General features: G+C 67.5%; 18 protein-coding genes. 6 read left to right on the top strand and 12 right to left on the bottom strand.

Translation table 11 applies throughout. The features are described 5' to 3' along the window. Positions 1-33: 33 nt before the first annotated feature. Genes ACQP2E_RS08305 through ACQP2E_RS08290 form a run of 4 tightly spaced genes read right to left on the bottom strand, consistent with a single transcriptional unit; the run spans position 34 to position 3,552 of the window. Positions 34-738 (bottom strand): hypothetical protein, encoded by a 705-nt coding sequence (locus ACQP2E_RS08305; RefSeq protein WP_433829495.1) that lies wholly within the window; start codon positions 736-738, stop codon positions 34-36. Beyond that, positions 735-1,256 (bottom strand): SigE family RNA polymerase sigma factor, encoded by a 522-nt coding sequence (locus ACQP2E_RS08300; RefSeq protein ID WP_433829493.1) that lies wholly within the window; start codon positions 1,254-1,256, stop codon positions 735-737. Before ACQP2E_RS08300 ends, ACQP2E_RS08305 begins: the two co-directional genes overlap by 4 nt. Further along, entirely contained in the window at positions 1,253-1,996 is a 744-nt protein-coding gene (locus tag ACQP2E_RS08295) for an aspartate/glutamate racemase family protein (RefSeq protein WP_433829491.1), read from the bottom strand. Before ACQP2E_RS08295 ends, ACQP2E_RS08300 begins: the two co-directional genes overlap by 4 nt. Positions 1,997-2,034: 38 nt before the next feature. Beyond that, on the bottom strand, positions 2,035-3,552 hold the full coding sequence (locus ACQP2E_RS08290) for an NCS1 family nucleobase:cation symporter-1 (protein ID WP_433829489.1): 1,518 nt from the start codon (positions 3,550-3,552) through the stop codon (positions 2,035-2,037). Between the two features lie 147 nt (positions 3,553-3,699). Between ACQP2E_RS08290 and ACQP2E_RS08285 the strand changes: the two genes are divergently transcribed. From ACQP2E_RS08285 to ACQP2E_RS08275, 3 genes are all read left to right on the top strand, one after another. After that, complete coding sequence (locus tag ACQP2E_RS08285; RefSeq protein ID WP_433829487.1) at positions 3,700-4,890, top strand: hypothetical protein; 1,191 nt, start codon at positions 3,700-3,702, stop codon at positions 4,888-4,890. Between the two features lie 236 nt (positions 4,891-5,126). Then, on the top strand, positions 5,127-5,468 hold the full coding sequence (locus ACQP2E_RS08280) for a hypothetical protein (protein WP_433833840.1): 342 nt from the start codon (positions 5,127-5,129) through the stop codon (positions 5,466-5,468). Beyond that, positions 5,465-5,860: a roadblock/LC7 domain-containing protein gene (locus ACQP2E_RS08275; protein ID WP_433829485.1), complete on the top strand. Its 396-nt coding sequence runs from the start codon at positions 5,465-5,467 to the stop codon at positions 5,858-5,860. Before ACQP2E_RS08280 ends, ACQP2E_RS08275 begins: the two co-directional genes overlap by 4 nt. 8 nt (positions 5,861-5,868) lie before the next feature. On the opposite strand, the gene ACQP2E_RS08270 is transcribed toward ACQP2E_RS08275, so the two are convergent. Continuing rightward, on the bottom strand, positions 5,869-7,620 hold the full coding sequence (locus ACQP2E_RS08270) for a protein kinase domain-containing protein (protein WP_433829483.1): 1,752 nt from the start codon (positions 7,618-7,620) through the stop codon (positions 5,869-5,871). Positions 7,621-7,851: 231 nt separating this feature from the next. Further along, positions 7,852-8,565: a GntR family transcriptional regulator gene (locus ACQP2E_RS08265; RefSeq protein ID WP_433829481.1), complete on the bottom strand. Its 714-nt coding sequence runs from the start codon at positions 8,563-8,565 to the stop codon at positions 7,852-7,854. 218 nt (positions 8,566-8,783) lie between these two features. On the opposite strand from ACQP2E_RS08265, the gene ACQP2E_RS08260 reads away from it, so the two are divergent. After that, entirely contained in the window at positions 8,784-9,413 is a 630-nt protein-coding gene (locus ACQP2E_RS08260) for an ATP-dependent Clp protease proteolytic subunit (protein WP_433829479.1), read from the top strand. Between the two features lie 48 nt (positions 9,414-9,461). On the opposite strand, the gene ACQP2E_RS08255 is transcribed toward ACQP2E_RS08260, so the two are convergent. Continuing rightward, entirely contained in the window at positions 9,462-9,884 is a 423-nt protein-coding gene (locus ACQP2E_RS08255) for an uL11 family ribosomal protein (protein ID WP_433829477.1), read from the bottom strand. Between the two features lie 185 nt (positions 9,885-10,069). Continuing rightward, complete coding sequence (locus ACQP2E_RS08250) at positions 10,070-10,876, bottom strand: transglycosylase SLT domain-containing protein (RefSeq protein WP_433829475.1); 807 nt, start codon at positions 10,874-10,876, stop codon at positions 10,070-10,072. Positions 10,877-11,026: 150 nt separating this feature from the next. On the opposite strand from ACQP2E_RS08250, the gene typA reads away from it, so the two are divergent. Further along, positions 11,027-12,889: a translational GTPase TypA gene (typA, locus tag ACQP2E_RS08245; protein WP_433829473.1), complete on the top strand. Its 1,863-nt coding sequence runs from the start codon at positions 11,027-11,029 to the stop codon at positions 12,887-12,889. A gap of 1,439 nt (positions 12,890-14,328) precedes the next feature. On the opposite strand, the gene ACQP2E_RS08240 is transcribed toward typA, so the two are convergent. Further along, positions 14,329-15,324 (bottom strand): TerC family protein, encoded by a 996-nt coding sequence (locus ACQP2E_RS08240; protein WP_433829471.1) that lies wholly within the window; start codon positions 15,322-15,324, stop codon positions 14,329-14,331. A 506-nt stretch (positions 15,325-15,830) separates the two neighbouring features. Between ACQP2E_RS08240 and ACQP2E_RS08235 the strand changes: the two genes are divergently transcribed. Beyond that, positions 15,831-16,160, top strand: coding sequence for an antibiotic biosynthesis monooxygenase family protein (locus ACQP2E_RS08235; protein WP_433829469.1), 330 nt, complete (start codon positions 15,831-15,833; stop codon positions 16,158-16,160). 11 nt (positions 16,161-16,171) lie between these two features. On the opposite strand, the gene uvrB is transcribed toward ACQP2E_RS08235, so the two are convergent. The 3 genes from uvrB to rpsA form a co-directional block, all read right to left on the bottom strand. Then, positions 16,172-18,289, bottom strand: coding sequence for an excinuclease ABC subunit UvrB (gene uvrB, locus ACQP2E_RS08230; RefSeq protein ID WP_433829467.1), 2,118 nt, complete (start codon positions 18,287-18,289; stop codon positions 16,172-16,174). Positions 18,290-18,653: 364 nt separating this feature from the next. Further along, positions 18,654-19,826: a dephospho-CoA kinase gene (coaE, locus tag ACQP2E_RS08225; protein WP_433829465.1), complete on the bottom strand. Its 1,173-nt coding sequence runs from the start codon at positions 19,824-19,826 to the stop codon at positions 18,654-18,656. Between the two features lie 137 nt (positions 19,827-19,963). Then, positions 19,964-21,475, bottom strand: a complete 1,512-nt coding sequence (gene rpsA / locus ACQP2E_RS08220; protein ID WP_433829463.1) for a 30S ribosomal protein S1 — start codon at positions 21,473-21,475, stop codon at positions 19,964-19,966. Between the last annotated feature and the right edge of the window lie 101 nt (positions 21,476-21,576).

Here is a 21,576-nt window from a genome sequence, read left to right as displayed (position 1 = left end):
TCCGGTCTCCCGCGACAAACCCTCAGAACACGATCAGCCGACGCTCTTCGTCGCGTTCGAGTTCACGTGGATCCCACCGGCGAACTCCAGCACCTGCGACTCACCCCAGCCCAGGTTGTCCCAGACCTGGATCACCAGGTAACCCTGGTCGGGGAGCTGGACGAACAGCGCCCACCCGTCGGTCTGGTCGAGCATCTTGGTCAGCACACCGGTGTTCTCACCGACGGTGACCTTCTTGCCGCCCAGCTCGGCCGGAGCGCCGGAGTCCTGGAGCATCACAGCGATCTTGCCGACGAAGCTGTGCGGGTCGCTGTTGGCGCCCTCGCCGGGACCGCTGGACGGGCCGGCGAGCGGCCCGTCCGGCGCCAGCACCAGACCGCTGTTGTCGTTGCCCTGCAGGATCCAGCCCTCCGGCACCTGGTCCAGCTCGAACGCGTCGGGCTGCTCACCCTGGTACGCCACCAGCTTGGTGGGCACCAGCTTGGTGGGCACCACGGAACTCACCGCGGGCGCGGGCCCGTCAGCGAGCGGCGCCGAGGCGGGCGCCGCTCCGGCAGTGGCGAACGCGACAGCCGCGGCGACGGCGGCGACCGCGAACGCGGAGGCCCCACCGGTCTGGAAGAGGCGGCGGCGGCGCAGGGCACTACGGCCCCGGGCCAGGTCGGCCCGGATCACCTCGGAGGTCGGGTCGGCTGCCGGTCCGGCGAGACGCTCCAGCCCGTCATAGAGATCGGTCATGAAAAGCTCCTGGTCAACGGAGTGTTCAGTGGAGTGCCGAGAACCGCTCGGAGCCGGTCGAGGGCTCGGGCGGTCTGGCTCTTCACCGTTCCCTCGGAACATCCGAGGGCATCGGCGGTGTCGGCGACGTCGAGGTCGTAGAAGTAGCGGAACACCAACGCCGCCCGCATCCGTGGTGGCAGCTCCTTCAGGGCCGCGCGCAGCCCGTCCGAGAGCTCACCGATCGGCACCTCCGCGGCCGCCCGTTCCGGCAGCTCGGCCATGGTCCGTTCCCGCCGGCGCCACCAGCGACGCCGCTCGTCCGTCAACGCGTTCACCAGTGTGCGCCGCACGTACCCGTCCGGGTTGTCGGCCCGCTGGAACGCCGGCCAGGCGACGTACAGTTTCGTCAGCGTCGACTGGACCAGATCCTCGGCCAGGTGGGCGTCGCCCGCCGTCAGCAGAGTGGCCGTCCGCACCAGTCCGGCACGTTTCGCCGCCACGAAGCGGTGGAATTGCTCATCACGCTCGTTCTTCACACGAGCCCCTCCTTCGCTCTCACGCCTGGATGACGACTCACGTTCGAGCCGGGTTGCATGAAGCCGTGGAGTATTCCCGAGTATCGCTTGGCCGGAGGCGTCGCGTACTCCTCTCGCTTGGACGTGCCCAAACCCAGCGTGACCAGCGCTTGGACCATGAGGGTCGCGGCCGCGACACCATCAATCACGGGTACGCCCAACCGAGCCGAAAGTTCCGAACAAAGATCCGCCATCCCGGCACAGCCGAGCACGATGACGTCGGACCCATCCGTCTCCAGGGCATGAGCGGCAAGCGCCGCCACCCGAGGCAGAACCGTCGGATCGTCCTCGAGTTCGAGCACCGGAATCTCACAGGCATGGATGCCTTTGCACGCGCCGGCCCCGACATAACGATGCGCTAGGTCAGACGCTCGTCCGCGCGTACGGGAAAGGGTTGTGACGACGCTGAAACCGCGACCGAGCAACGCTGCCGCATGCATCGCGGCCTCGGCGATGCCGACCACCGGGCCGGCGGCGATCTCCCGGGCCGCGTCCAATCCGGGGTCGCCGAAGCAGGCGATGACGTAACCGTCGGCGCCGTCCCGCTCCCCCGTGGCGACCTCGGCGAGCAGGCCCGGCACCGCGAGGGCCTCGTCGTAATGGCTCTCGATGGAGGCCGGACCCATCGCCGGAGTGACCCCTTCGACGACGACGCCCGGGCCGGCGACGGCCCGGGCGCTCGCCTCGATCAGGCTGGTCATCGACGCCGTGGTGTTGGGATTGATGACCCGGATGAGCATCAGGATTTGATCAGCGCAGGGGCCGGCTGCCGCTTGAGGAGGCCCAGGTAGACCACGAAACCGAGGCCGCAGCCGATGAACCAGCTGTACTGGGCGATGTCGTGCATGCCCGGTCCGCCGGTCCAGAGCACCGGGATCATCGCGATCGCCGCGCCCACCGCCGTCGCGATGATCGCCGGCAGGTGGTAGCCCTTGCGGTACCAGTACTTGCCGGTGGGGCTCATCGTGAACATCGCGTCGACGTCGACCTGCTGCTTGCGGACCAGGTAGTAATCGGCGATCAGCACACCGAACAGCGGTCCGATGAAGGCGCCCAGGGTTTCCAGCGTGTAGTGGATGACGTCGGGGTTGTTGTAGAGGTTCCACGGGGTGATCAGCACCGAGCCGACCGCCGCGATCATGCCGCCGGCCCGCCAGGAGATCTTCTGCGGGCTGACGTTGGAGAAGTCGAAGGCCGGCGAGATGAAGTTCGCGACGATGTTGATGCCGATCGTGGCGATGGTGAAGGTCAGCGCGCCGAGGACGATCGCGAACGTGCTGTCGATCCGCGCGACGGTCGCGACCGGGTCGGTGATCAGCTCACCGAAGACCGGCAGGGTCAGCGACGCGGTGACCACGGTCAGGATGCTGAACATCAGGAAGTTGACCGGGAGACCGAGGAAGTTACCGCGTTTTACCGCGGTAAAGGACTTCCCATATCGCGAAAAGTCACCGAAGTTCAGCATCGGCCCGGAGAAGTAGGACACCACCAGGGCGATCGCCCCGAGCATCACCGGGACCGCGTCCAGGCCGTGATATTCCACGTCACCCAGGTTCAGGTCGATCGCGCCCCAGCCGGCCTTGTAGATCAGGTAACCGGTCAGCGCGAACATCACCACGTAAACGGCGGGCCCGCAGAAGTCGATGAAGCGCCGGATCGACTCCATGCCGGTCCAGAACACCGCGGCCTGGAGAACCCAGAGCACGGCGTACGTGCACCATCCGAGCAGCGGCAGCCCGAGGAAGCCGTACTGGTTCACATCGGCGTACGGCAGCAGCGACGGCCAGAGCTTGAGGACGACGACGTCGAGCGCCGCCGAGGCGAGGTAGGTCTGGATGCCGTACCAGGCCACCGCGATCAGGCCGCGGATGATGGCCGGCACGTTCGCGCCGAGCACACCGAACGCCACCCGGTTGATCACCGGGTACGGAACGCCGGTGGCCTGCGACGGTTTGGCGACAAGGTTGCAGAAGAAGTAGACGATCGTGATGCCCACGATCAGCGAGACGAGCACCTGCCAGCTGGAGAGTCCCAGGGCGAACAGCGAACCGGCGGTGACGTACCCACCGACGCTGTGCACGTCGGACATCCAGAACGCGAAAATGTTGTAGGAGCCCCACGTCTGCTTCCGCAGGGGAGCCAGGTCCTCGTTGGTGAGGCGGGGATCGTATTCAGGCTTGATGACGCCGCTACCGACCGGCATGCCGGCGGCTTCGACCAGGTCCTCGTGGTGCGTGCTGGGGATGGTGTCGGCCATGGCCGTCACGCTATGAATTCGCTGTTTCACCCGGATGTGCGGAACTGTATATCTTCGATCTCCCAAAGCTTCCCCAACTGTCACCCGGACGGGTGGTCCGGGTACGGTGCCCGGCGAGAATGACCGCCGATGCAAGGAGCGCCACCTGTGACGACGACCGAGGTTGCGCCGGCCAGCGCTCCGGCGTCCACCGCGCCCCGGCTGCACCCGCAGACCGTTCGCTGGCTGGCCGGCGCGGGCGCCGCGATGGCCCTGTACGCCGGATTGCGTATCGTCAACGTGCTCGTGCTGATCTTCTACGCGCGCCGCGACGAGAAGACGCCGTCCTGGCGAGACCTGCTGCTCGCCTGGGACGCGAAGTGGTACGCCGGCATCGCCGAGCATGGATACGACACCGTCATCTCCTTCACCGGCAAGGGTGTTCCGGAGATGTCGAACCTGGCGTTCTTCCCGCTCTACCCGGGCCTGTCGGCGGCCGTCGCGTTCGTGCTGCCGGTCTCGATCGGCACGGCGCTGCTGCTGGTCTCCTGGGCGACCGGCCTGGCCGCGGCGGCCACCCTGTACGCGCTCGGCAGCTACCTGCGGGACCGGATGACCGGCATCCTGCTGGCCGGCCTCTGGTCGGTCGTGCCGCACGGCATCGTGCTCTCGATGGGGTACAGCGAGCCGCTGTTCACCGCCCTGGCCGCCGGTTCGCTGCTGGCCGCGCTGCGCAAGAACTGGCTGACCGCCGGTGTTCTCTGCCTGCTCGCCGGGCTGACCCGGCCCACCGGCGCCGCGGTGATCGCCGCGGTCGTGCTGACCGCGCTGGTCGCGGTGGTCCGGAACCCGCGGGAGTGGCGGGCCTGGGCGGCCGGCCTGATCGCCCCGCTCGGCCTGGTCGGGTACATGGCCTGGGTCGGCATCCGGCTGGGCCGCGCCGACGGCTACTTCTACGTGCAGAACGAGACCTGGAAGATGGGTTTCGACGGCGGCGGCTACACCCTGTCCACGTTCTCGAACATGCTGCTCGACAACCGGATCTCGCTCGAACTGACCGAGGTGAGCCTGGTCCTGCTGCTGGCCGTCGGGCTGTTCGTGGTGGCGATCGGCGAGCGGCTGCCGTGGCCGCTGCTGGTCTACGCCGGCGTCGTGGTGTTCATCGCGGTGACCGGCGACTGGTTCTACTGGGCGAAGGCACGGATGCTCATCCCGGCCTTCCCGCTCCTGCTGCCGGTGGTCTACGCGATGCGCCGCAGTCACAACCGCGTCGTGCCGTACGTGGTGCTCGGCGGGCTCGCCCTCTTCTCCACATTTTTCAGCGTCTATCTCACGCTGACCTGGCATCGGTCCTTCTAGAAAACGCAAGGCCAGGGCTGTCCATCCGTCGACACGCCGCGTTCGCTGACGTTCGGGCGACCCCCACCGGGGTCGACCGCTCGGAGATCAACACCAGTTGGCCCGTGATGGCTTTAGTTCAGTGCTTGAGCAAATATCGCGTGCCACTGTTGGGCCCGCCGATCATGTCGGCGGCCCCCTCTCGCCAGCGAAACGGAGTACCAGCAGTGAATATCGAGACTGCCCTGAAAGAAGCGATGGGTATCGAGGGCGCGATCGGTGTGGCACTCGTGGACTACACCAGCGGCCTCACTCTGGGCGTGCTCGGCGGCGGTCAGACGATGGACATGAACATCGCCGCGGCCGGCAACACCGACGTGATCCGTGCCAAGGTGCGCACCCTCGAGATGCTCGGCCTTCAGGACGGCATCGAGGACATCCTGATCACGCTCGACTCGCAGTACCACCTGATCCGCCTGCTCCAGAACAAGCGTCACGGTGAGTCGTTCTTCCTGTACGTGTCGCTGGACAAGACCCGCGCCAACCTCGGCCTGGCCCGTCACCAGCTCCGCAAGATCGAGCGGGACCTGGACGTATGACGGCCCCCGGCGACCTGTACAAGCCGGTCTACGCCGAGCTCGCCGCGCTGCGTTACCAGGTTCCCGGTGTGCTGGGCTGCGTGGTGGCGGGCGTCGACGGCCTGCTCATCCTGCACGACAACACCTCGGGCCCGGAACCGCACGACGTTGCGGCCCTCGCAGCCGGCGCTCACGGCATCAGCCGCACCACCGGCGCGGTCCTTCAACAGGGCGGCTTCGCGGACGTCACGATCCACAACCAGAACGGGTACCTGTCGGTCTACGCGATCGGCGACCTGGCACTGCTTGCCGTGATCGGCGACGGCGGGCTCAACATCGCCCGCCTGCACCTGGAGGCCCGCCCGGTTCTGGCCCGCCTCGCCGGCCTGCTGAACCTGCGCACTGCCCAATAGGGGCCGGCTCAGTAGCTCCATTTCTGGTGCGACGCACCGGTGCACTCCCAGATCTGCGCCCGCACACCGTCCGCGGTACTCGCGTCCGGCACGTCCACGCACTTCACCGCCCACTCGCTGACCAGGTCATACGAGCTGTTGTAGGTGAACATCTGCGCGGCGGAGGCGGTGCAGGTGGCAGTTTCCAGCAGCGTGCCGTCGCCGGAGTCCCCGATCTGGACACATCGGCCACCGACCCGCAACGTGCCGTCGCCCGGGAAGCTGAAACGTTGCTCGGTCACACCCGTGCAAGCGTTCAGGACGACCCGGGCGGCGGTGGCCTGCAGGCAGGTCCCGGTACCCATGCTCTTGATCTCCCGCCCCACCGCCGTCGCCGCGGTCGTCGCGCTGGAGGCAGTGGCGGTGGTGGCTTTTCCAGGCGCGGTCGTCACGACCGTCCCGCTCCCCGCCGTAGTGGTCGCCGCCGCCACGGTCGTCCTGGTGGCAGCCGCCCCGCTGACGGTCGGCGCCGGGACCCGGCCGGACTTTCCGGGATTTGCCGCTTTCACCGGCACAGATGACGGCACCGGGCCCGGCGCGATCGTCGCCCCGCTCCCGCCGGCCGCCCCCGAAATTCCAGGCTGCGGATTCGCTCCCGGCACGACCTCGGCCGGCGCCGGATCCCCACCGACCAGCGCACCCACCACCGGCTGAGCCGCAAGTCCCAGCGCGATCAACCCCGCGGCGGCAAGCAGAGCGGTCCGCCTCCGGCTTTTTTTGGGTACGGACGTCAGCCCGACAACCGCATCAGCCGCGCCCTCTGACAGCGTGGCCGCGACCTCCGGACTCTCCCCACCTTCCGACGCGACCGCCGGCCGGGTCGCGGGTTGCTCCTCCGGAACTTCGGGGGCTTTTGTGCGTACCCTCGGCTCTTGATCTTGAAAGGCGGCGGCGCGGGGCGCAGGGCGAGCACCCACCATGGCCGCGACCAGGAGGCGCTGAGCTGTCTCGGCGTCGGCTCGTTCGGCGGGGTTCTTCTGGAGGAGCGCGATCAGCGCGGGGCGCAGCGAGCCGGCGCGCTCCGGAGGGGCCGGCAGCTCGGTGGCGAGGGCAGTGAGGGTGGCCATCGGCGACGACCGGTCGTAGGGCGGACGCCCCTCGACGGCCGCGTAGAGCGTCGCACCGAGTGACCACAGGTCGGCGGCCGGGCCGATCTCACCGTCGAGAGCGCGCTCCGGAGCCAGGTAGGACGGTGAGCCGAGCACCACGCCGGTGCTGGTCATGCTGGAGTCACCGGCTGCCGTGGCCAGACCGAAATCGGTCAGCACCACCCGGCCGTCGTGGGCGAGCAGGACGTTGCCGGGCTTCACGTCGCGGTGCAGGATTCCCGCCCGGTGCGCGGCGCGCAGGCCGGCGAGCACACCGAGACCGATCCGGGCCGCCATCTCCGGCGCCATCGGACCTTCGGCACGGACCACCTGGTAGAGCGACCGGGACTCAACAAGCTCCATGACGATCCACGGCACGTCGGCGTGGAACACGACATCGTGGACGCGGACCACGTTGGCCTGGTCGAGCCGGGCGATGGCACGCGCCTCGCGGATGGCGCGGTCGCGCAGAGTGCGCAGTTCGGATTCGGTCAGCCCCGGTGGCGGGACCAGCTCCTTGATCGCGACGTCGCGTCCGAGCAGCTCGTCGCGGGCCGCCCAGACCCGGCCCATCCCGCCCTGGCCGATCCGGCCGGTGAGGCGGTAACGCTCAGCGATGATCGAAGGAAGCACTGCGGCACCGTACCGGCCACGGCTCGATAAGGATCGTTTCCTGACGCCGTCAATCGTTCGTTTATCGGGTGGAATCGCAGCTCAAGGGCGCCCTGATTCCACAATGTGGACAGTGTGATTTACTCGTCGGCGTTGTGCTCGTCGGTTTGTGCTCGTCGGTTTGTGCTCGTCGGTTTGTGCTCGTCGGTTTGTGCTCGTCGGTGTGTGCTCGTCGGTTTGTGCTCGTCGGCTTTATTCCTCGGCGAAGAGGCCGGTGTGCTGTGGCAGGTCGGAGATGAAGTCCTGGAGCCGGTGGTGATGCGCCGCGCAGACCAGCGCGAGCGCCTCCTCGTCCCGCCGCAGGAACGCCGCGAGCATCCCGGCGTGATCCGAGTGCAGCAGTTCCCGGTCAGCGGCGGTCAGGTGCGACATCGGCCGCAGCGGCTCGGTCATGTTCCACGCCGACTCCAGCATGTGCAGCAACCGGCCCATCCGGCACGCCCCGATCAGCGCGAGGTGGAAACGCCGGCTCTCCCGGTGGTAGGCGGCACCACTGTCGTCGGCCTCGATCGCCGCATCGAGGGCTCGCAGCGCGTTCCGGGCCTGGCCGTCGTCCTCGTCGGTGGCGCCGGCGACAGCGGCACGCAGCGCCGCCGATTCGAGAGCCTCGCGGATCAGGTAGATCTCACCGAACTCGCGGGCCGTCAGCATCGCGACCCGATAACCGCCGTTCGGCCGGTGATCGACAAGACCCTCCCCGATCAACGTCATCAGGGCCTCGCGTACGGGAATCCGGCTCACCTTGAACGCCGCAGCCACCGCATCGACGGGGATGGCCGAGCCGGGTGGCACCTCGCCGTGCAGGATGATCGCGCGCAAATCGTCGAGAATCACGCTCTGCGTGCTGCCGGCCGGCCGGTCGGCAAGCCGCGCCAGCAGGGCCGATCGGCGTCGGGGCCCGGACATGGCCGGACCCTAGCCCTCTCCGGTTATCGGCAGGTTTCGGCCGTCGTCGCACGTGGCAGCGCGCCCGGCCGTCACGCGGTGGCAACGCGCCCGGCCGTCACGCGTGGCAACGCGCCCGGCGGTTCGGCGGTTCGGCGGTTCGGCCATCAGCGGAACCCTCATCGATGCCCGCCGCCAGTGGCTACCCTGGCGAGAACCCCCGAGCACTGGAGGTAGCGGTGGAAGGTCGACACGATCCGAACCGGTGGGGTTTCCCGCCGCCGCACCCACAGCCCGAGTGGCAGCCGCACATGCCCGGCAACGGGCCGGGTCTGCCGGGCTGGCTGGAGGAGCGGCTCTTCGACCAGCGCATCGTGATGCTGCGCGGCCAGCTCACAGCGGAGACGGCGACCGGCGTGATGGCCGCGCTGCTAACCCTCGACTCGGCCGGGCCGGACCCGATTCACCTGCACGTGGCGAGCCCGTCCGGCGACCTGAGCGCCGCACTGTCGGTCATCGACGTGATCGACGCGCTGACCGCTCCGGTGCACGCCCTCGTCACGTCGGAGGCGGGCGGCGCGGTCCTGGCCGTACTCGCCGCGGCGGATCAGCGTGCGGCATATCGGCACGCCCGGTTCAAGCTGGCCGAGCCCCGGGCCGCCGGCGTCACCGGCACGGCCGACGAGGTGGCCGCCGCAGCCGGGCAGCACCTGCGTGAGCTGGAGGAAGCGGTGGTCCGGCTCGCCGAGGTGACCGGCAAGCCGCGCAGCCGGGTCGAGGACGATCTGTCCTCGGGTCGCAGCCTGAGCGCCGCCGAGGCCCTGGATTACGGCCTGATCGGTGAAGTGATCACCCCGAAAGGGCGATAAAAAGGAGCGGGCCCCGGCAGTGCCGGGACCCGCTCTCTTCTAGGCGCTTCAGGCGACCTTGACACCCATCGACCGGGCAGTGCCCTTGACGATCTGGATGGCAGCATCGAGGTCGTTCGCGTTGAGGTCGGGCAGCTTGCGCTCCGCGATCTCCTTGACCTGCGTGGCACTGAGCGTGCCAACGGTCGTGGTGAGCGGGTTGGCCGCGCCGGACGGGATTCCCAGGCTCTTCTTGATGAGGAAGCTGGTCGGCGGCGTCTTGTACGCCAGCGTGTGGCTACGGTCCTCGTAGACCGAGACGATGACCGGAATGATCTCGCCGCGGTTCTTCGACGTGGCCTCGTCGTACTCAACCTTGACGGCACGCATGTTGGCACCGGTCGGGCCGAGCATCTTACCGAGGTCGACCATCGCGGCGTTACCCGCCTCAAGCGCGAGGGTTACCTCATGGGTCTTCTTCTTGGGAGGCATCGGGTAAGGCTCCTTAGGGTGAGCTGCGGGCCGAGACAACGCAGCTCGCCAGCATCAACGACACACGACAACCCCGAGACCCTACTACCGCTTCGACGCAAGGGTCAAAACGATGGAACAAAGGGGGTCTCGGGTTCTACACCTAGTGTAGCTCGCGACCCCGGCGATGCCGGGACCGCCCCTGCTCAGTACCTGTCGCAGTAGCAGTCGCGCATCAGGTGGCGGACCGTGCTCACGTAGTCCGGATTGACCAGCTCGCCGTTCGCGTAACCCTCGTCGACCGAGCCGCGGCCCATGTTGTAACCGGCGATCACCATGTTCAGCAGGCAGAGCGACGAGTCCGATTTACACTTCGACGGGCTCAGGCTGTAGTTCTTCTTGAAGTACGCGTCACCGAACGCCTTGGTCAGCCACGCCAGGTAATTCGCCCCGACGACGGCGTTCTGCTTGTACGCGTGTGAGTCGTACGACTGCTCGAAACGCTCGTTGATGAACTCCTCGGTCTCCGGCATCACCTGCATGAGCCCGAACCCGCCGTCGCAGTTCACGATGTTCGACGTCCAGCCGCTCTCGTGCCACGACACCGCCCGGATCAGGTCCGCCGGCACCTTCAGTTTCGGCGCCGACCCCGGCCAGTACGTCTTGGTCGCGGCCGCGTTCAGCGCCGCCTTCGCCTTGGCCTTGGAAACCTCTTTGCCCTCGAAGTCCGCGCAGTCCGGTGCCTGAAAGTTGTTCGGGTCCTCGGTCGGCGTGGCCGACGTCTTGCTCGGCTTCGGCTTCTTCGAGGTCTTGCTCGGCGTGGGCGACGGCGATTCCTCACCCACCGGATCGTCGGTGATCTCCGGCTCCGGGGACTCCTCGGTCACCGACGGCGTGACCGCAACCGGCGCGACCGCCTTGTCCTCCTCCGAGGCTCCGGCCAGGCCGCAACCGCCCGCGACCACCAGCACCACCGCAGCACACACGAGACGCGTCCGTAACACCGATTTCATCGATGAGAACCTTCCCCCGAAAGACATCGAAGGTGGACGCTAACAGCAGTATGGCGTTTTGCGCAGACCGTAAAACCGACCAAACGACCACAAGTTCCGGGACTTGACCCCGTGTCCCTAACGGCAACCTGAGCCAGGGACAATGGGTCTATGCAGACCCGCACCGACCTACGCAACGTCGCCATCATCGCTCACGTCGACCATGGCAAAACCACCCTGGTCGACGCCATGCTGCGCCAGGGCAGCCAGTCCCACGCGCGCGGTGAGATGGCCGACCGCGTCATGGACTCCATGGACCTGGAGCGGGAAAAGGGCATCACCATTCTCGCCAAGAACACGGCGATCAGCTACCAGCCCACCGAGGGCGAACCCGTCACCATCAACATCATCGACACCCCCGGCCACGCCGACTTCGGCGGTGAGGTCGAGCGCGGCCTCACCATGGTCGACGGCGTCGCCCTCCTCGTGGACGCCTCCGAGGGCCCGCTCCCGCAGACCCGCTTCGTGCTGCGCAAGGCCCTCGCCGCGAAGCTGCCGATCATCCTGATCATCAACAAGGTCGACCGTCCCGACGCACGGATCAAGGAGGTCGTCGACGAGACGTACGAACTCTTCCTCGACCTCGACGCCGACGAGCACCAGATCGAGTTCCCGATCGTCTACGCGTGCGCCCGTGACGGCATCGCCTCGCTGACCCAGCCGAAGGACGGCACCGTCCCGGAGGACAGCGACAACCTCGACGTGCTGTTCAGCACGATCCTCGACACCATCCCGGCCCCGCAGTACACCGAGGGTGCCCCGCTCCAGGCGCACGTCGTCAACCTCGACGCGTCGCCGTTCCTCGGCCGTCTCGCGCTCTGCCGCGTGCACGAGGGCACCATCCGTAAGGGCCAGACCGTGGCCTGGTGCAAGACCGACGGCACGATCTCCAACGTACGCATCTCCGAGCTGCTGATCACCGAGGGCCTCGAGCGCAAGCCGGCCGAGAGCGCCGGCCCCGGCGACATCATGGCCGTCGCCGGCATCCCGGAGATCATGATCGGTGAGACCCTCGCCGACGCCGAGACCCCGATCCCGCTGCCGCTGATCAGCGTCGACGAGCCGGCCATCTCGATGGTGATCGGCACCAACACTTCGCCGCTGGTCGGCCGGGTCAAGGGCTCCAAGGTCACCGCGCGCATGGTGAAGGACCGCCTGGACAAGGAGCTGATCGGTAACGTCTCGCTCCGCGTCCTGAACACCGAGCGCCCGGACGCCTGGGAGGTGCAGGGCCGTGGTGAGCTGGCCCTGGCGATCCTGGTCGAGCAGATGCGCCGCGAGGGCTACGAGCTGACCGTCGGCAAGCCGCAGGTGGTCACGAAGACCATCGACGGCAAGATCCACGAGCCGGTCGAGCGCCTCACCATCGACTCGCCCGACGAGTACATGGGCGCCATCACCCAGCTGCTGTCCACGCGCAAGGGCCGGATGGAAGAGCTGATCAACCACGGCACCGGCTGGCTCCGCATGGAGTGGCTGGTCCCGGCGCGTGGCCTGATCGGCTTCCGTACCGAGTTCCTCACCGAGACTCGCGGCACCGGCATCATGCACCACCTCTACGAGCGCCACGAGCCGTGGTTCGGCGAGCTCCGCACCCGCCAGAACGGCTCCCTGGTCGCCGACCGCGCCGGCGCCGTCACCGGCTTCGCGATGATCAACCTGCAGGAGCGCGGCCAGCTCTTCGTCGAGCCGACCACCGAGGTGTACGAGGGCATGATCGTCGGCGAGAACTCTCGCGAGGACGACATGGACGTCAACATCACCAAGGAGAAGAAGCTCACGAACATGCGTGCCGCGAGCGCGGACAACACCGAAAAGGTGATCCCGCCGCGCAAGCTGTCCCTGGAGCAGTCCCTGGAGTTCTGCCGCGAGGACGAGTGCGTCGAGGTCACCTCGACCGCCATCCGCATCCGCAAGGTAGTCCTCGACCAGAACGCCCGAGGCCGCGCCGCAGCCCGCCGCAAGCACCAGTAAGCCACCTGACCCAGCTCGCCCAGCTAGTCAGTTCGTCAGCTCGACCAGCTAGTCAGCTCGTCAGCTCGAAAACAGCTAGTCAGCTCGACCAGTTCGTCAGCTCGACCAGTTCGTCAGCTCGACCAGTTCGTCAGCTCGACCAGCTAGTCAGCTCGACCAGCTAGTCAGCTCGACCAGTTCGTCAGCTCGTCCCGAGGGCCCGCCCTGCGCATCCCAGCGCAGGGCGGGCCTTCGCCGTTCGCCCACTCTTGCGCGCGCCCACCGTCTTAGCTCGCCCTGAGACGGTCGCCTTCGGAAATCTTGTGAGCGTGAGCCCTCTCGACTTTCGCCATTTGTGCGGAGCCCGTAGGTCACGGGTCGTCCGGTGCCGCGCGGGTCAGGCAGGTCCGTGGCACGAGCCTCAGATATCTGCGGCTTTGTTCTGGCCGGCCAGAACGCAGGATTCACTGGTGCCAGATGGCCTGAGATGCCCGAATCTCGTAGAGGAACCACACCGGCACCGGCCCGATGACCGGCTGCGCTGCGCACCAGCCGGACCAGCCGGGCCGGCCGGGGCCTGTCGCGCGGCGAACCCTGTCGCAGGGTGGGTCAGGTCGCACATAACGCCATCGTGTGCCCGGGTCAACGCCCTGGCCGTGGTGAGGTCACACGGACCGCGACTGTGCGACCCCGGCTACGCCCCACCGAGCGTGCGTGCGCTTCCGTCCCCCGCGTCACGTAGCTCCGAGCCCACGGTGGGCCGTCACCCCGGTTCTCGTAGCCGACCGTGATCAGCCGGCTCTCCGCGCCACATCGGCATGCTGAACTGGCGAAACTCGAGAGCCCTCGATTCGGCCAGAAACTCACGAGATCCGGCGCGAGCGGCACCGCCAACCCCACCCCGCCACGCGGCCCACCCTCCACCGCAACCGTGGCGACTCCGGGCTGCCAGGCGAGCAGCCGCCGCCTAGATCGAGTGCAACAAGCCGCGCCGACGGCCGTGACGGCCAGCGGCGGACGGACGGCGGACGGACGGCGGCGGCAGCGCCGTCCGCCAGCGCGGCAGGCAGCGGCGGGCCGGTCGGATTCGCGGCGATCTTGTGAGCTTGCGCCTGCAGCCCGGCCAGAAACTCACAAGATCCGGCGCGAGCGGCACCGCCAACCCCACCCCACCACGCCCCGCAGCCCAACCCGCCCTGCGGCCCAACCCTCCACGTCAGCCCACCCCTCCCCCGCGATCTTGGTGAGTTGTGCGGGCCCGTGTCCGTTCAAGGCAACAAGATCGACGGGCGTGCAGGCGGGCGGCGCGGCGCGGGCGGCGCGGGCAGGCGGCGCGGCGCGGGCGGCGCGGGCAGGCGGCGCGGGCAGGCGGGACACGGCGGGTGGGTGGATGGCGCGAGCCCGGCGATGGGTGGTCGCCGGGCTCGGTGGGGGTGCTGTTAGTCGTACCCAAATGGGGTTTAGGAGCTTATTAGGTCTTTCTTCCGGTCACGGGAGGATTTGATCAGGCTGGCGGCGGTGGCGATGCCTAGCGTGCCCAGGATGACCAGCAGGGAGAGCCAGATCGGGATCTCCGGCGCCCAGTGGAAGCCGTGCCCGTCGTTGACGAACGACAGGGTGTTGGTGTGCAGGGCTTCGAGGAAGAGCTTCACGCCGATGAAGGCGAGCACCACAGCCAGGCCGATGTTGAGGTAGACCAGGCGCTGGAGCAGGCCACCGAGCAGGAAGAACAGCTGCCGCAGGCCCATCAGCGCGAACACGTTCGCGGTGAAGACGAGGTACGGCTCCTTGGTGATCCCGAAGATCGCCGGGATCGAGTCCAGGGCGAAGATCAGGTCGGTGGTGCCGATGGCGATCATCACGATCAGCATCGGGGTGAAGAGGCGCTTGCCGGTCTCGGTGACCACGCTGAAGCGGCCGTCGCCGAACGACGAGGAGATCGGCAGGGCACGCTTCGCCCAGCGGATGAGCAGGTTCTCCTTGAAGTCCTCCTCGTCGTTCTCGCCGCCCTTGACCAGCGTGATCGCGGTGTAGACGAGGAATGCGCCGAAGATGTAGAAGACCCAGGAGAACTGTGTGATCAGGGCGGCGCCGGCAGCGATGAACGCGCCACGCATCAGCAGCGCCAGCACGATGCCGATCAGCAGCACCTTCTGCTGCAGGTGCCGTGGCACGGCGAAGCGGGCCATGATGATCACGAAGACGAAGAGGTTGTCGACGCTCAGCGAGTACTCGGTCAGCCAGCCGGTGTAGAACTCACCGGCGTACTGTCCGCCCGCTGTCGCCCAGACACCGGCACCGAAGAGGACCGCCAGGCCGACATAGAAGCCGACCCATGTTCCCGCTTCCTTCATGCTGGGTTCGTGTGGTCTGCGCCCGATGATCAGAAGATCAACGGCGAGTACGGCCACCAGCGCGACGAGGGTGGCGACCCAGACCCAGACAGGAACGTTCAACGAGGACCTCCGGCAGACACGGGTCGTCGCTGCATCCACTCATGTACGCGTCTCATTACGAGTACAGGTACCCGAGTTCTGTGATCGAGACTCGTGAGTGAGTCACGAATGACCAGAACCCGACACCGGGACTCGCTGGAGCGAGACTCGTGCCCAAATGAAGCAGCGACGTGCGACTGTCGGAGGTCTCTTCCGCCGCGGATGAATCCGCGACCTCCGGTCCCGGGCGCGCCGATGGACGGCGTTCCGTGCTGACGACACCGGAGCAGGGGAATACTCCCCTCCCACGGTTAGCCATTGTTGCGCATCCGGTCCCGGATCTACACACCGGGAGACCTAAGAGTGGCGGGACTCGCGTACCAAACCGCTCATCCTGGAAGATTCCCCTTCACCGTCGCCTTCCCTCAAGGCTAGTCCCGGTGACTCCGAGTTTCGGGGCGAACCCTGACAGTCCGCAAGGCATCCTAGTAAGCTAGCCATGTTGCGCGTATGGGACAGTTGCGAACATGGTTCTCGAAGTCACGCTGATCGACGTCCTGCCCGGCCGGGACATCGACTTCCTGGAGGCATACCGCCTTGCCCGCCCGGTGATCGCGGGCGCGCAAGGCTGCCGTTCGGTACGCGTGAAACGAGGCACCGAGTCGAGCACCCGGTTCCTGCTCCTGGTCGAGTGGGACAGCCTGGACGACCAGGAGCACAACTTCCGGCGTACCGAGCGGTTCGCCCAGTGGCGGGCGCTGATCGCGGGCGCGCTGGCGCAGCCGCCGCTGGCCGAGTACTTCACGGATGTGGTTCCGGCCGGCGCCCACCCGGACCACGACTTCTTCGCAGGCTGATCGCCCGGTCGTTATTTCACCCCGGCCATGTCCATGCCACGCAGCTCCTTTTTCAGCTCGTGCACCTCGTCGCGGATGCGGGCGGCCAGCTCGAACTGCAGCTCGCGAGCGGCGGCCAGCATCTGGTCGCTGAGATCCTGGATCAGCTGAGCCAGCTCGGCACGGGCCATCCCCGGCCGGGCCGTGCCGGAGCCGGCCCGGGCTTTCGACCTGGTCTCCGGCACCGGCGCCTTGCCCCGGGACATCTGCCGGCCACCGCCACCGACCATTGCGCCGCCGACGGCGTTCTCGGTGTCCTCGGCCTCGCGGTAGATGTCGTCGAGGATGTCGTGGATCTTTTTCCGCAGGGCTTGCGGGACGATGCCGTTGGCCTCGTTGTGGGCGATCTGCTTGTCGCGCCGCCGGTCCGTCTCGTCGATCGCGTTCCGCATCGACGGGGTGATCTTGTCGGCGTACATATGGACCTCGCCGGAGACGTTGCGCGCGGCGCGGCCGATGGTCTGGATCAGTGAGCGGCCGCTGCGCAGGAAGCCCTCCTTGTCGGCGTCGAGGATCGCGACGAGCGACACCTCGGGCAGGTCGAGGCCCTCGCGCAGCAGGTTGATGCCGACCAGCACGTCGTAATCACCCTTGCGCAGCTCCTTGAGCAGCTCGACCCGGCGCAGCGTGTCGACCTCGGAGTGCAGGTAACGCACCCGGATGCCGTTCTCCAGGAGGTAGTCGGTGAGGTCCTCGGCCATCTTCTTGGTCAGCGTGGTGACCAGGACCCGCTCGTCTTTCTCGGTGCGCAGCTTGATCTCGTGCATCAGGTCGTCGATCTGGCCCTTCGTGGGTTTCACCACGACCTGCGGGTCGACCAGGCCGGTCGGGCGGATGACCTGCTCGACGAACTCGCCCTGCGCTTTCTCCAGCTCCCACGGACCGGGTGTGGCCGACAGGAACACCATCTGGCCGACCCGGTCGAGGAACTCGTCGAAGCGCAGCGGCCGGTTGTCGGCGGCGCTGGGCAGCCGGAACCCGTGCTCGATCAGGATCCGTTTCCGGGAGGCGTCGCCCTCGTACATCCCGCCGATCTGCGGGATCGTCACGTGCGACTCGTCGATGACGGTGACGAAGTCATCCGGGAAGTAGTCGAGCAGGGTGTAAGCCGGCTCGCCGGGCTGCCGGCCGTCCATGTGCATCGAGTAGTTCTCGATGCCGTTGCAGAAGCCGACCTGGCGCATCATCTCGATGTCATAGGTGGTCCGCATCCGCAGCCGCTGCGCCTCGAGGAGCTTGCCCTGCCGCTCGAACTCGGCGAGCCGCTCCTCCAACTCGGCCTCGATGTCGTGGATCGCCCGCTCCATCCGCTCCGCGCCGGCCACGTAGTGCGTCGCGGGGAAGATGACCAGCTCGTCGACCTCACGGACCACCTCGCCGGTGAGCGGGTGGAGGTAGTAGAGCTTCTCCACCTCGTCGCCGAAGAGCTCGACCCGGACAGCCAGCTCCTCATAAGCCGGGATGATTTCGAGCGTGTCGCCGCGGACCCGGAATGTGCCGCGCTGGAACGCCACGTCGTTTCGCGTGTATTGAATGTCGACCAGGCGGCGCAGCAGCTTGTCCCGCTCGATCTCCTGGCCGACCTTGAGCTGAACGGCGGTCTCGATGTATTCCTGCGGGGTGCCCAGGCCGTAGATCGCGCTCACCGTCGCCACCACGATGGTGTCGCGCCGGGTCAGCAGTGACCTGGTGGCCGAGTGCCGGAGGCGCTCCACCTCCTCGTTGACCGACGAGTCTTTCTCGATGTAGGTGTCGCTCTGGGCGATGTACGCCTCGGGCTGGTAATAGTCGTAGTAACTCACGAAGTATTCGACGGCGTTGTTCGGCAGCAGCTCGCGGAACTCCTTGGCGAGCTGGGCACAGAGCGTCTTGTTGGGCGCGAGCACGAGCGCCGGCCGTTGCAGCCGCTCGATGAGCCAGGCCGTCGTGGCGCTCTTGCCGGTGCCGGTGGCGCCGAGCAGCACAGTATTCAGATCGCCGCGGCGGACCCGCCGCTCAAGCTCGTCGATCGCGGCGGGCTGGTCACCCGCGGGCTGGAATTCGCTGACGACCTCGAACCGGCCGTCGAGTCGTGGGATGTCGAGCGCCATGTTCACACCGTACGTCGGGGGTATGACAAGTTCCGGCACGGCCGCCGCACGCGAGTCACGACGGCGTGCGGTAGGTGCACATTCCGCCCCGAGCAGCGCCATTGTCGCGCTTGACCCGGCCGCCTAGCCTTGTTCCGGTAGGCCGCTCGCGGCGGCCGCAGGACCGAGTGGATCACATCCGTCAAGGATCACGTCCATCCGTGCCGCACCGTGGTCGATGCGCCCCAAGGGATCTCCCGGGCAAGCGCACCCTCGGTGGGTCGCGCCCAGCGCAGACCGGCCGCCGCGAGAGCTTCTCCACGAACCCCGCAACCGAGCAAGGCAGACAGACGACCCCGTCAAACAAGGCAGACAGAAGACCCCGTCAAAGCCCCGGCTGCCAGCCGACCGATCCGGCCCAGTCGTCCGCGGCCTGCGCCTCCTCGTCGAACCACGGCTCCTTCGCTTCGGCGTACCCCTCGAATGAAGCCATCCACGCGGCCTTGGCCGCGGCATAGGCGTCTCGCGCCTCCGGCACCGCGCGCAGATGATCACGCATGAGCAACGCGAAACGCCAGCCCGGCGACCCCGCAACCCGCACGTGCAGGTTCACCTCGTAACCCGGGTCGGCGCATCCGTGCAACCGCTTCGGCCAGGTCATCCCGGGCACACCGCGTGCGTTGTCGAACCACTCCCCCGACCTGCGCGGGAAGCCGATCTCGCCGAGCCGCCCGGCGAGCGCGTCCGCCTCGGCCAGGGTCCGCACGCTCAGCATGAGATCGATGACCCTCGACGCCGAAAGACCTGGCACCGCCGTCGACCCGATGTGGTGCAGGTCGGGCTGACCGCCGAGGCCGTGCCGGATCCGGGCGATCAGCCGCGCGGCCAACGCCGGCCAATCCGGCTCGGAAGGCGTGACCAGCAGATCCTGACGCCGCGCCGCGCGACCCAGGCGCAGATTGCGCTCGAACTCGACGATCCGGTCCCGCCACAACCGATCCACCCGGACATGCAGATCATCAAGATCGGCGTCGTTCGGGAGGACCACATCAGCGGCTGCCCGGCGCCGCTCGTCGTCGGTCTGTGCCTCGATCCGGGCGGCGGCTTCCGCCACCGTCATGCCCCGCAACCGGGTCAGTCGCAGCATGCGCAGCTCACGGTCCGCGAGAACAACAACGACCAGATGGTACGACGGAGAAAGCCCCGCCTCGACGAGAAGCGGAACGTCGTTCACCACGATCGCGTCCGGTGGCGCCGCATGGGTCAGCTCGGCCGTGCGCTCCCGGACCCGGGGATGGATGATCCCTTCAAGCGCCCGGCGGGCTGCCTCGTCGCCGAAGACCTTCGCACCGAGCGCCGGCCGGTCCAGGTCACCGTCCGCGGTGAGCACGCCCGTGCCGAATTCGGCCACGATCGCCGCGAGCCCGTCGGTCCCGGGCTGGACCACCTCGCGGGCGAGAACGTCAGCATCGATGATCACCGCACCGCGCTCGGCGAAGCGCTGGGCCACGGCACTCTTGCCCGCGCCGATCCCACCCGTCAGTCCCACCCTCAGCATGGCAACCAGTATCCCGGTGCGCTCGATCGACAGCGCTGTCCAGCCGCCGAAAATCCGGGGAATGGCGAAAGGCCGCCCCGACCAGAGTCGGGACGGCCTTTCCGGGTACTACCGGTTGGCTACAGCTCCAGCCAGGATCAGCTCTTGCCGCCGGCCAGCTTCTCGCGCAGAGCGGCGAGAGCCTCGTCGGTGGCCAGCGTGCCGGCCGGCTCCTCGGCGGAGCGCGCCGGGGCCGACGAGCTCGTGGACGAGGAAGTCGACGAGGACGAAGAGGTCACGCCGCCGGCCGGAACCGGGTTGAGCGCGGCCTCGGCGTCGGCCTCGCGGCTCGCCTGGACCTGCTTGGTGTGGGCCTCCCAGCGCTCGCGGGCATCCGCGTACTGCTTCTCCCACGCCTCGCGCTGCTTGTCGAAGCCCTCGAGCCACTCACCCGTCTCGGGGTCGAAGCCCTCCGGGTAGATGTAGTTGCCCTCGTTGTCGTACGTGGCAGCCATGCCGTACAGGGTCGGGTCGAAGTGCTCCTCGCCCTCAACGAAGTTCTCGTTGGCCTGCTTGAGCGACAGCGAGATCCGGCGACGCTCGAGGTCGATGTCGATGACCTTGACCAGAACGTCCGAACCAACCTGGACGACCTGCTCGGGCAGCTCGACGTGACGCTCGGCGAGCTCGGAGATGTGCACCAGACCCTCGATGCCGTCGTCGACGCGGACGAACGCGCCGAACGGAACGAGCTTGGTGACCTTACCCGGGACGATCTGGTTGATCGCGTGGGTCCGGGCGAACTGACGCCACGGGTCCTCCTGGGTCGCCTTCAGCGACAGGGAGACACGCTCACGGTCCAGGTCGACGTCGAGAACCTCGACCTCGACCTCCTGGCCGACCTCGACAACCTCGGAGGGGTGGTCGATGTGCTTCCAGGAGAGCTCGGAGACGTGCACGAGGCCGTCCACGCCGCCAAGGTCGACGAAGGCGCCGAAGTTGACGATCGAGGACACGACGCCCTTGCGGACCTGGCCCTTCTGCAGCTTGTTGAGGAACTCGGTGCGAACCTCGGACTGCGTCTGCTCGAGCCAGGCGCGGCGGGACAGAACCACGTTGTTGCGGTTCTTGTCCAGCTCGATGATCTTCGCCTCGAGCTCGCGGCCGACGTACGGCTGCAGGTCCCGGACACGACGCATCTCGACCAGCGACGCCGGGAGGAAGCCCCGGAGACCGATGTCGAGGATGAGGCCACCCTTGACCACCTCGATGACGGAACCACGGACGACGCCGTCGTCTTCCTTGATCTTCTCGATGGTGCCCCAAGCCCGCTCGTACTGAGCGCGCTTCTTCGAGAGGATCAGGCGACCTTCCTTGTCCTCCTTGGTGAGGACGAGGGCTTCGATGTGGTCACCGACCGACACCACTTCAGCAGGGTCCACGTCATGCTTGATCGACAACTCGCGCGAGGGGATGACACCCTCGGTCTTGTAGCCGATGTCGAGCAGGACCTCGTCCCGATCGACCTTGACGACGGTGCCTTCGACAATGTCGCCGTCGTTGAAGTACTTGATGGTCTCGTCGATGGCGGCGAGGAATGCTTCCTCGGACCCGAGATCGTCGACGGTGACCCTGTTGGCGCTCGAGGTGGCCTCGATGCTGCTCGTCATGTGGACAGTTGCTCCGAACGGATGGATTCGTGGTGTCTCTCGCGCTCGGCGGAACTGCCACCGGGACCTGCACGAACGAGTGAGACGACCAAGCTGTGGAG

Origin of the sequence: Actinoplanes sp. CA-015351, from assembly GCF_050955685.1 — a bacterium.
GTDB lineage: Bacteria > Actinomycetota > Actinomycetes > Mycobacteriales > Micromonosporaceae > Actinoplanes.
This window is presented reverse-complemented; position numbering and strand designations above follow the sequence as displayed.

Bases quoted from the DNA above. Each gene is read 5' to 3' on its own strand.
- ACQP2E_RS08305 (WP_433829495.1), bottom strand. From the start codon at position 738: ATGACCGATCTCTATGACGGGCTGGAGCGTCTCGCCGGACCGGCAGCC.
- ACQP2E_RS08295 (WP_433829491.1), bottom strand. From the start codon at position 1,996: ATGACCAGCCTGATCGAGGCGAGCGCCCGGGCCGTCGCCGGCCCGGGC.
- ACQP2E_RS08290 (WP_433829489.1), bottom strand. From the start codon at position 3,552: ATGGCCGACACCATCCCCAGCACGCACCACGAGGACCTGGTCGAAGCC.
- ACQP2E_RS08280 (WP_433833840.1), top strand. From the start codon at position 5,127: ATGGGTATCGAGGGCGCGATCGGTGTGGCACTCGTGGACTACACCAGC.
- ACQP2E_RS08275 (WP_433829485.1), top strand. From the start codon at position 5,465: ATGACGGCCCCCGGCGACCTGTACAAGCCGGTCTACGCCGAGCTCGCC.
- ACQP2E_RS08265 (WP_433829481.1), bottom strand. From the start codon at position 8,565: ATGTCCGGGCCCCGACGCCGATCGGCCCTGCTGGCGCGGCTTGCCGAC.
- ACQP2E_RS08255 (WP_433829477.1), bottom strand. From the start codon at position 9,884: ATGCCTCCCAAGAAGAAGACCCATGAGGTAACCCTCGCGCTTGAGGCG.
- ACQP2E_RS08250 (WP_433829475.1), bottom strand. From the start codon at position 10,876: ATGAAATCGGTGTTACGGACGCGTCTCGTGTGTGCTGCGGTGGTGCTG.
- typA (WP_433829473.1), top strand. From the start codon at position 11,027: ATGCAGACCCGCACCGACCTACGCAACGTCGCCATCATCGCTCACGTC.
- ACQP2E_RS08235 (WP_433829469.1), top strand. From the start codon at position 15,831: ATGGTTCTCGAAGTCACGCTGATCGACGTCCTGCCCGGCCGGGACATC.
- uvrB (WP_433829467.1), bottom strand. From the start codon at position 18,289: ATGGCGCTCGACATCCCACGACTCGACGGCCGGTTCGAGGTCGTCAGC.
- coaE (WP_433829465.1), bottom strand. From the start codon at position 19,826: ATGCTGAGGGTGGGACTGACGGGTGGGATCGGCGCGGGCAAGAGTGCC.
- rpsA (WP_433829463.1), bottom strand. From the start codon at position 21,475: ATGACGAGCAGCATCGAGGCCACCTCGAGCGCCAACAGGGTCACCGTC.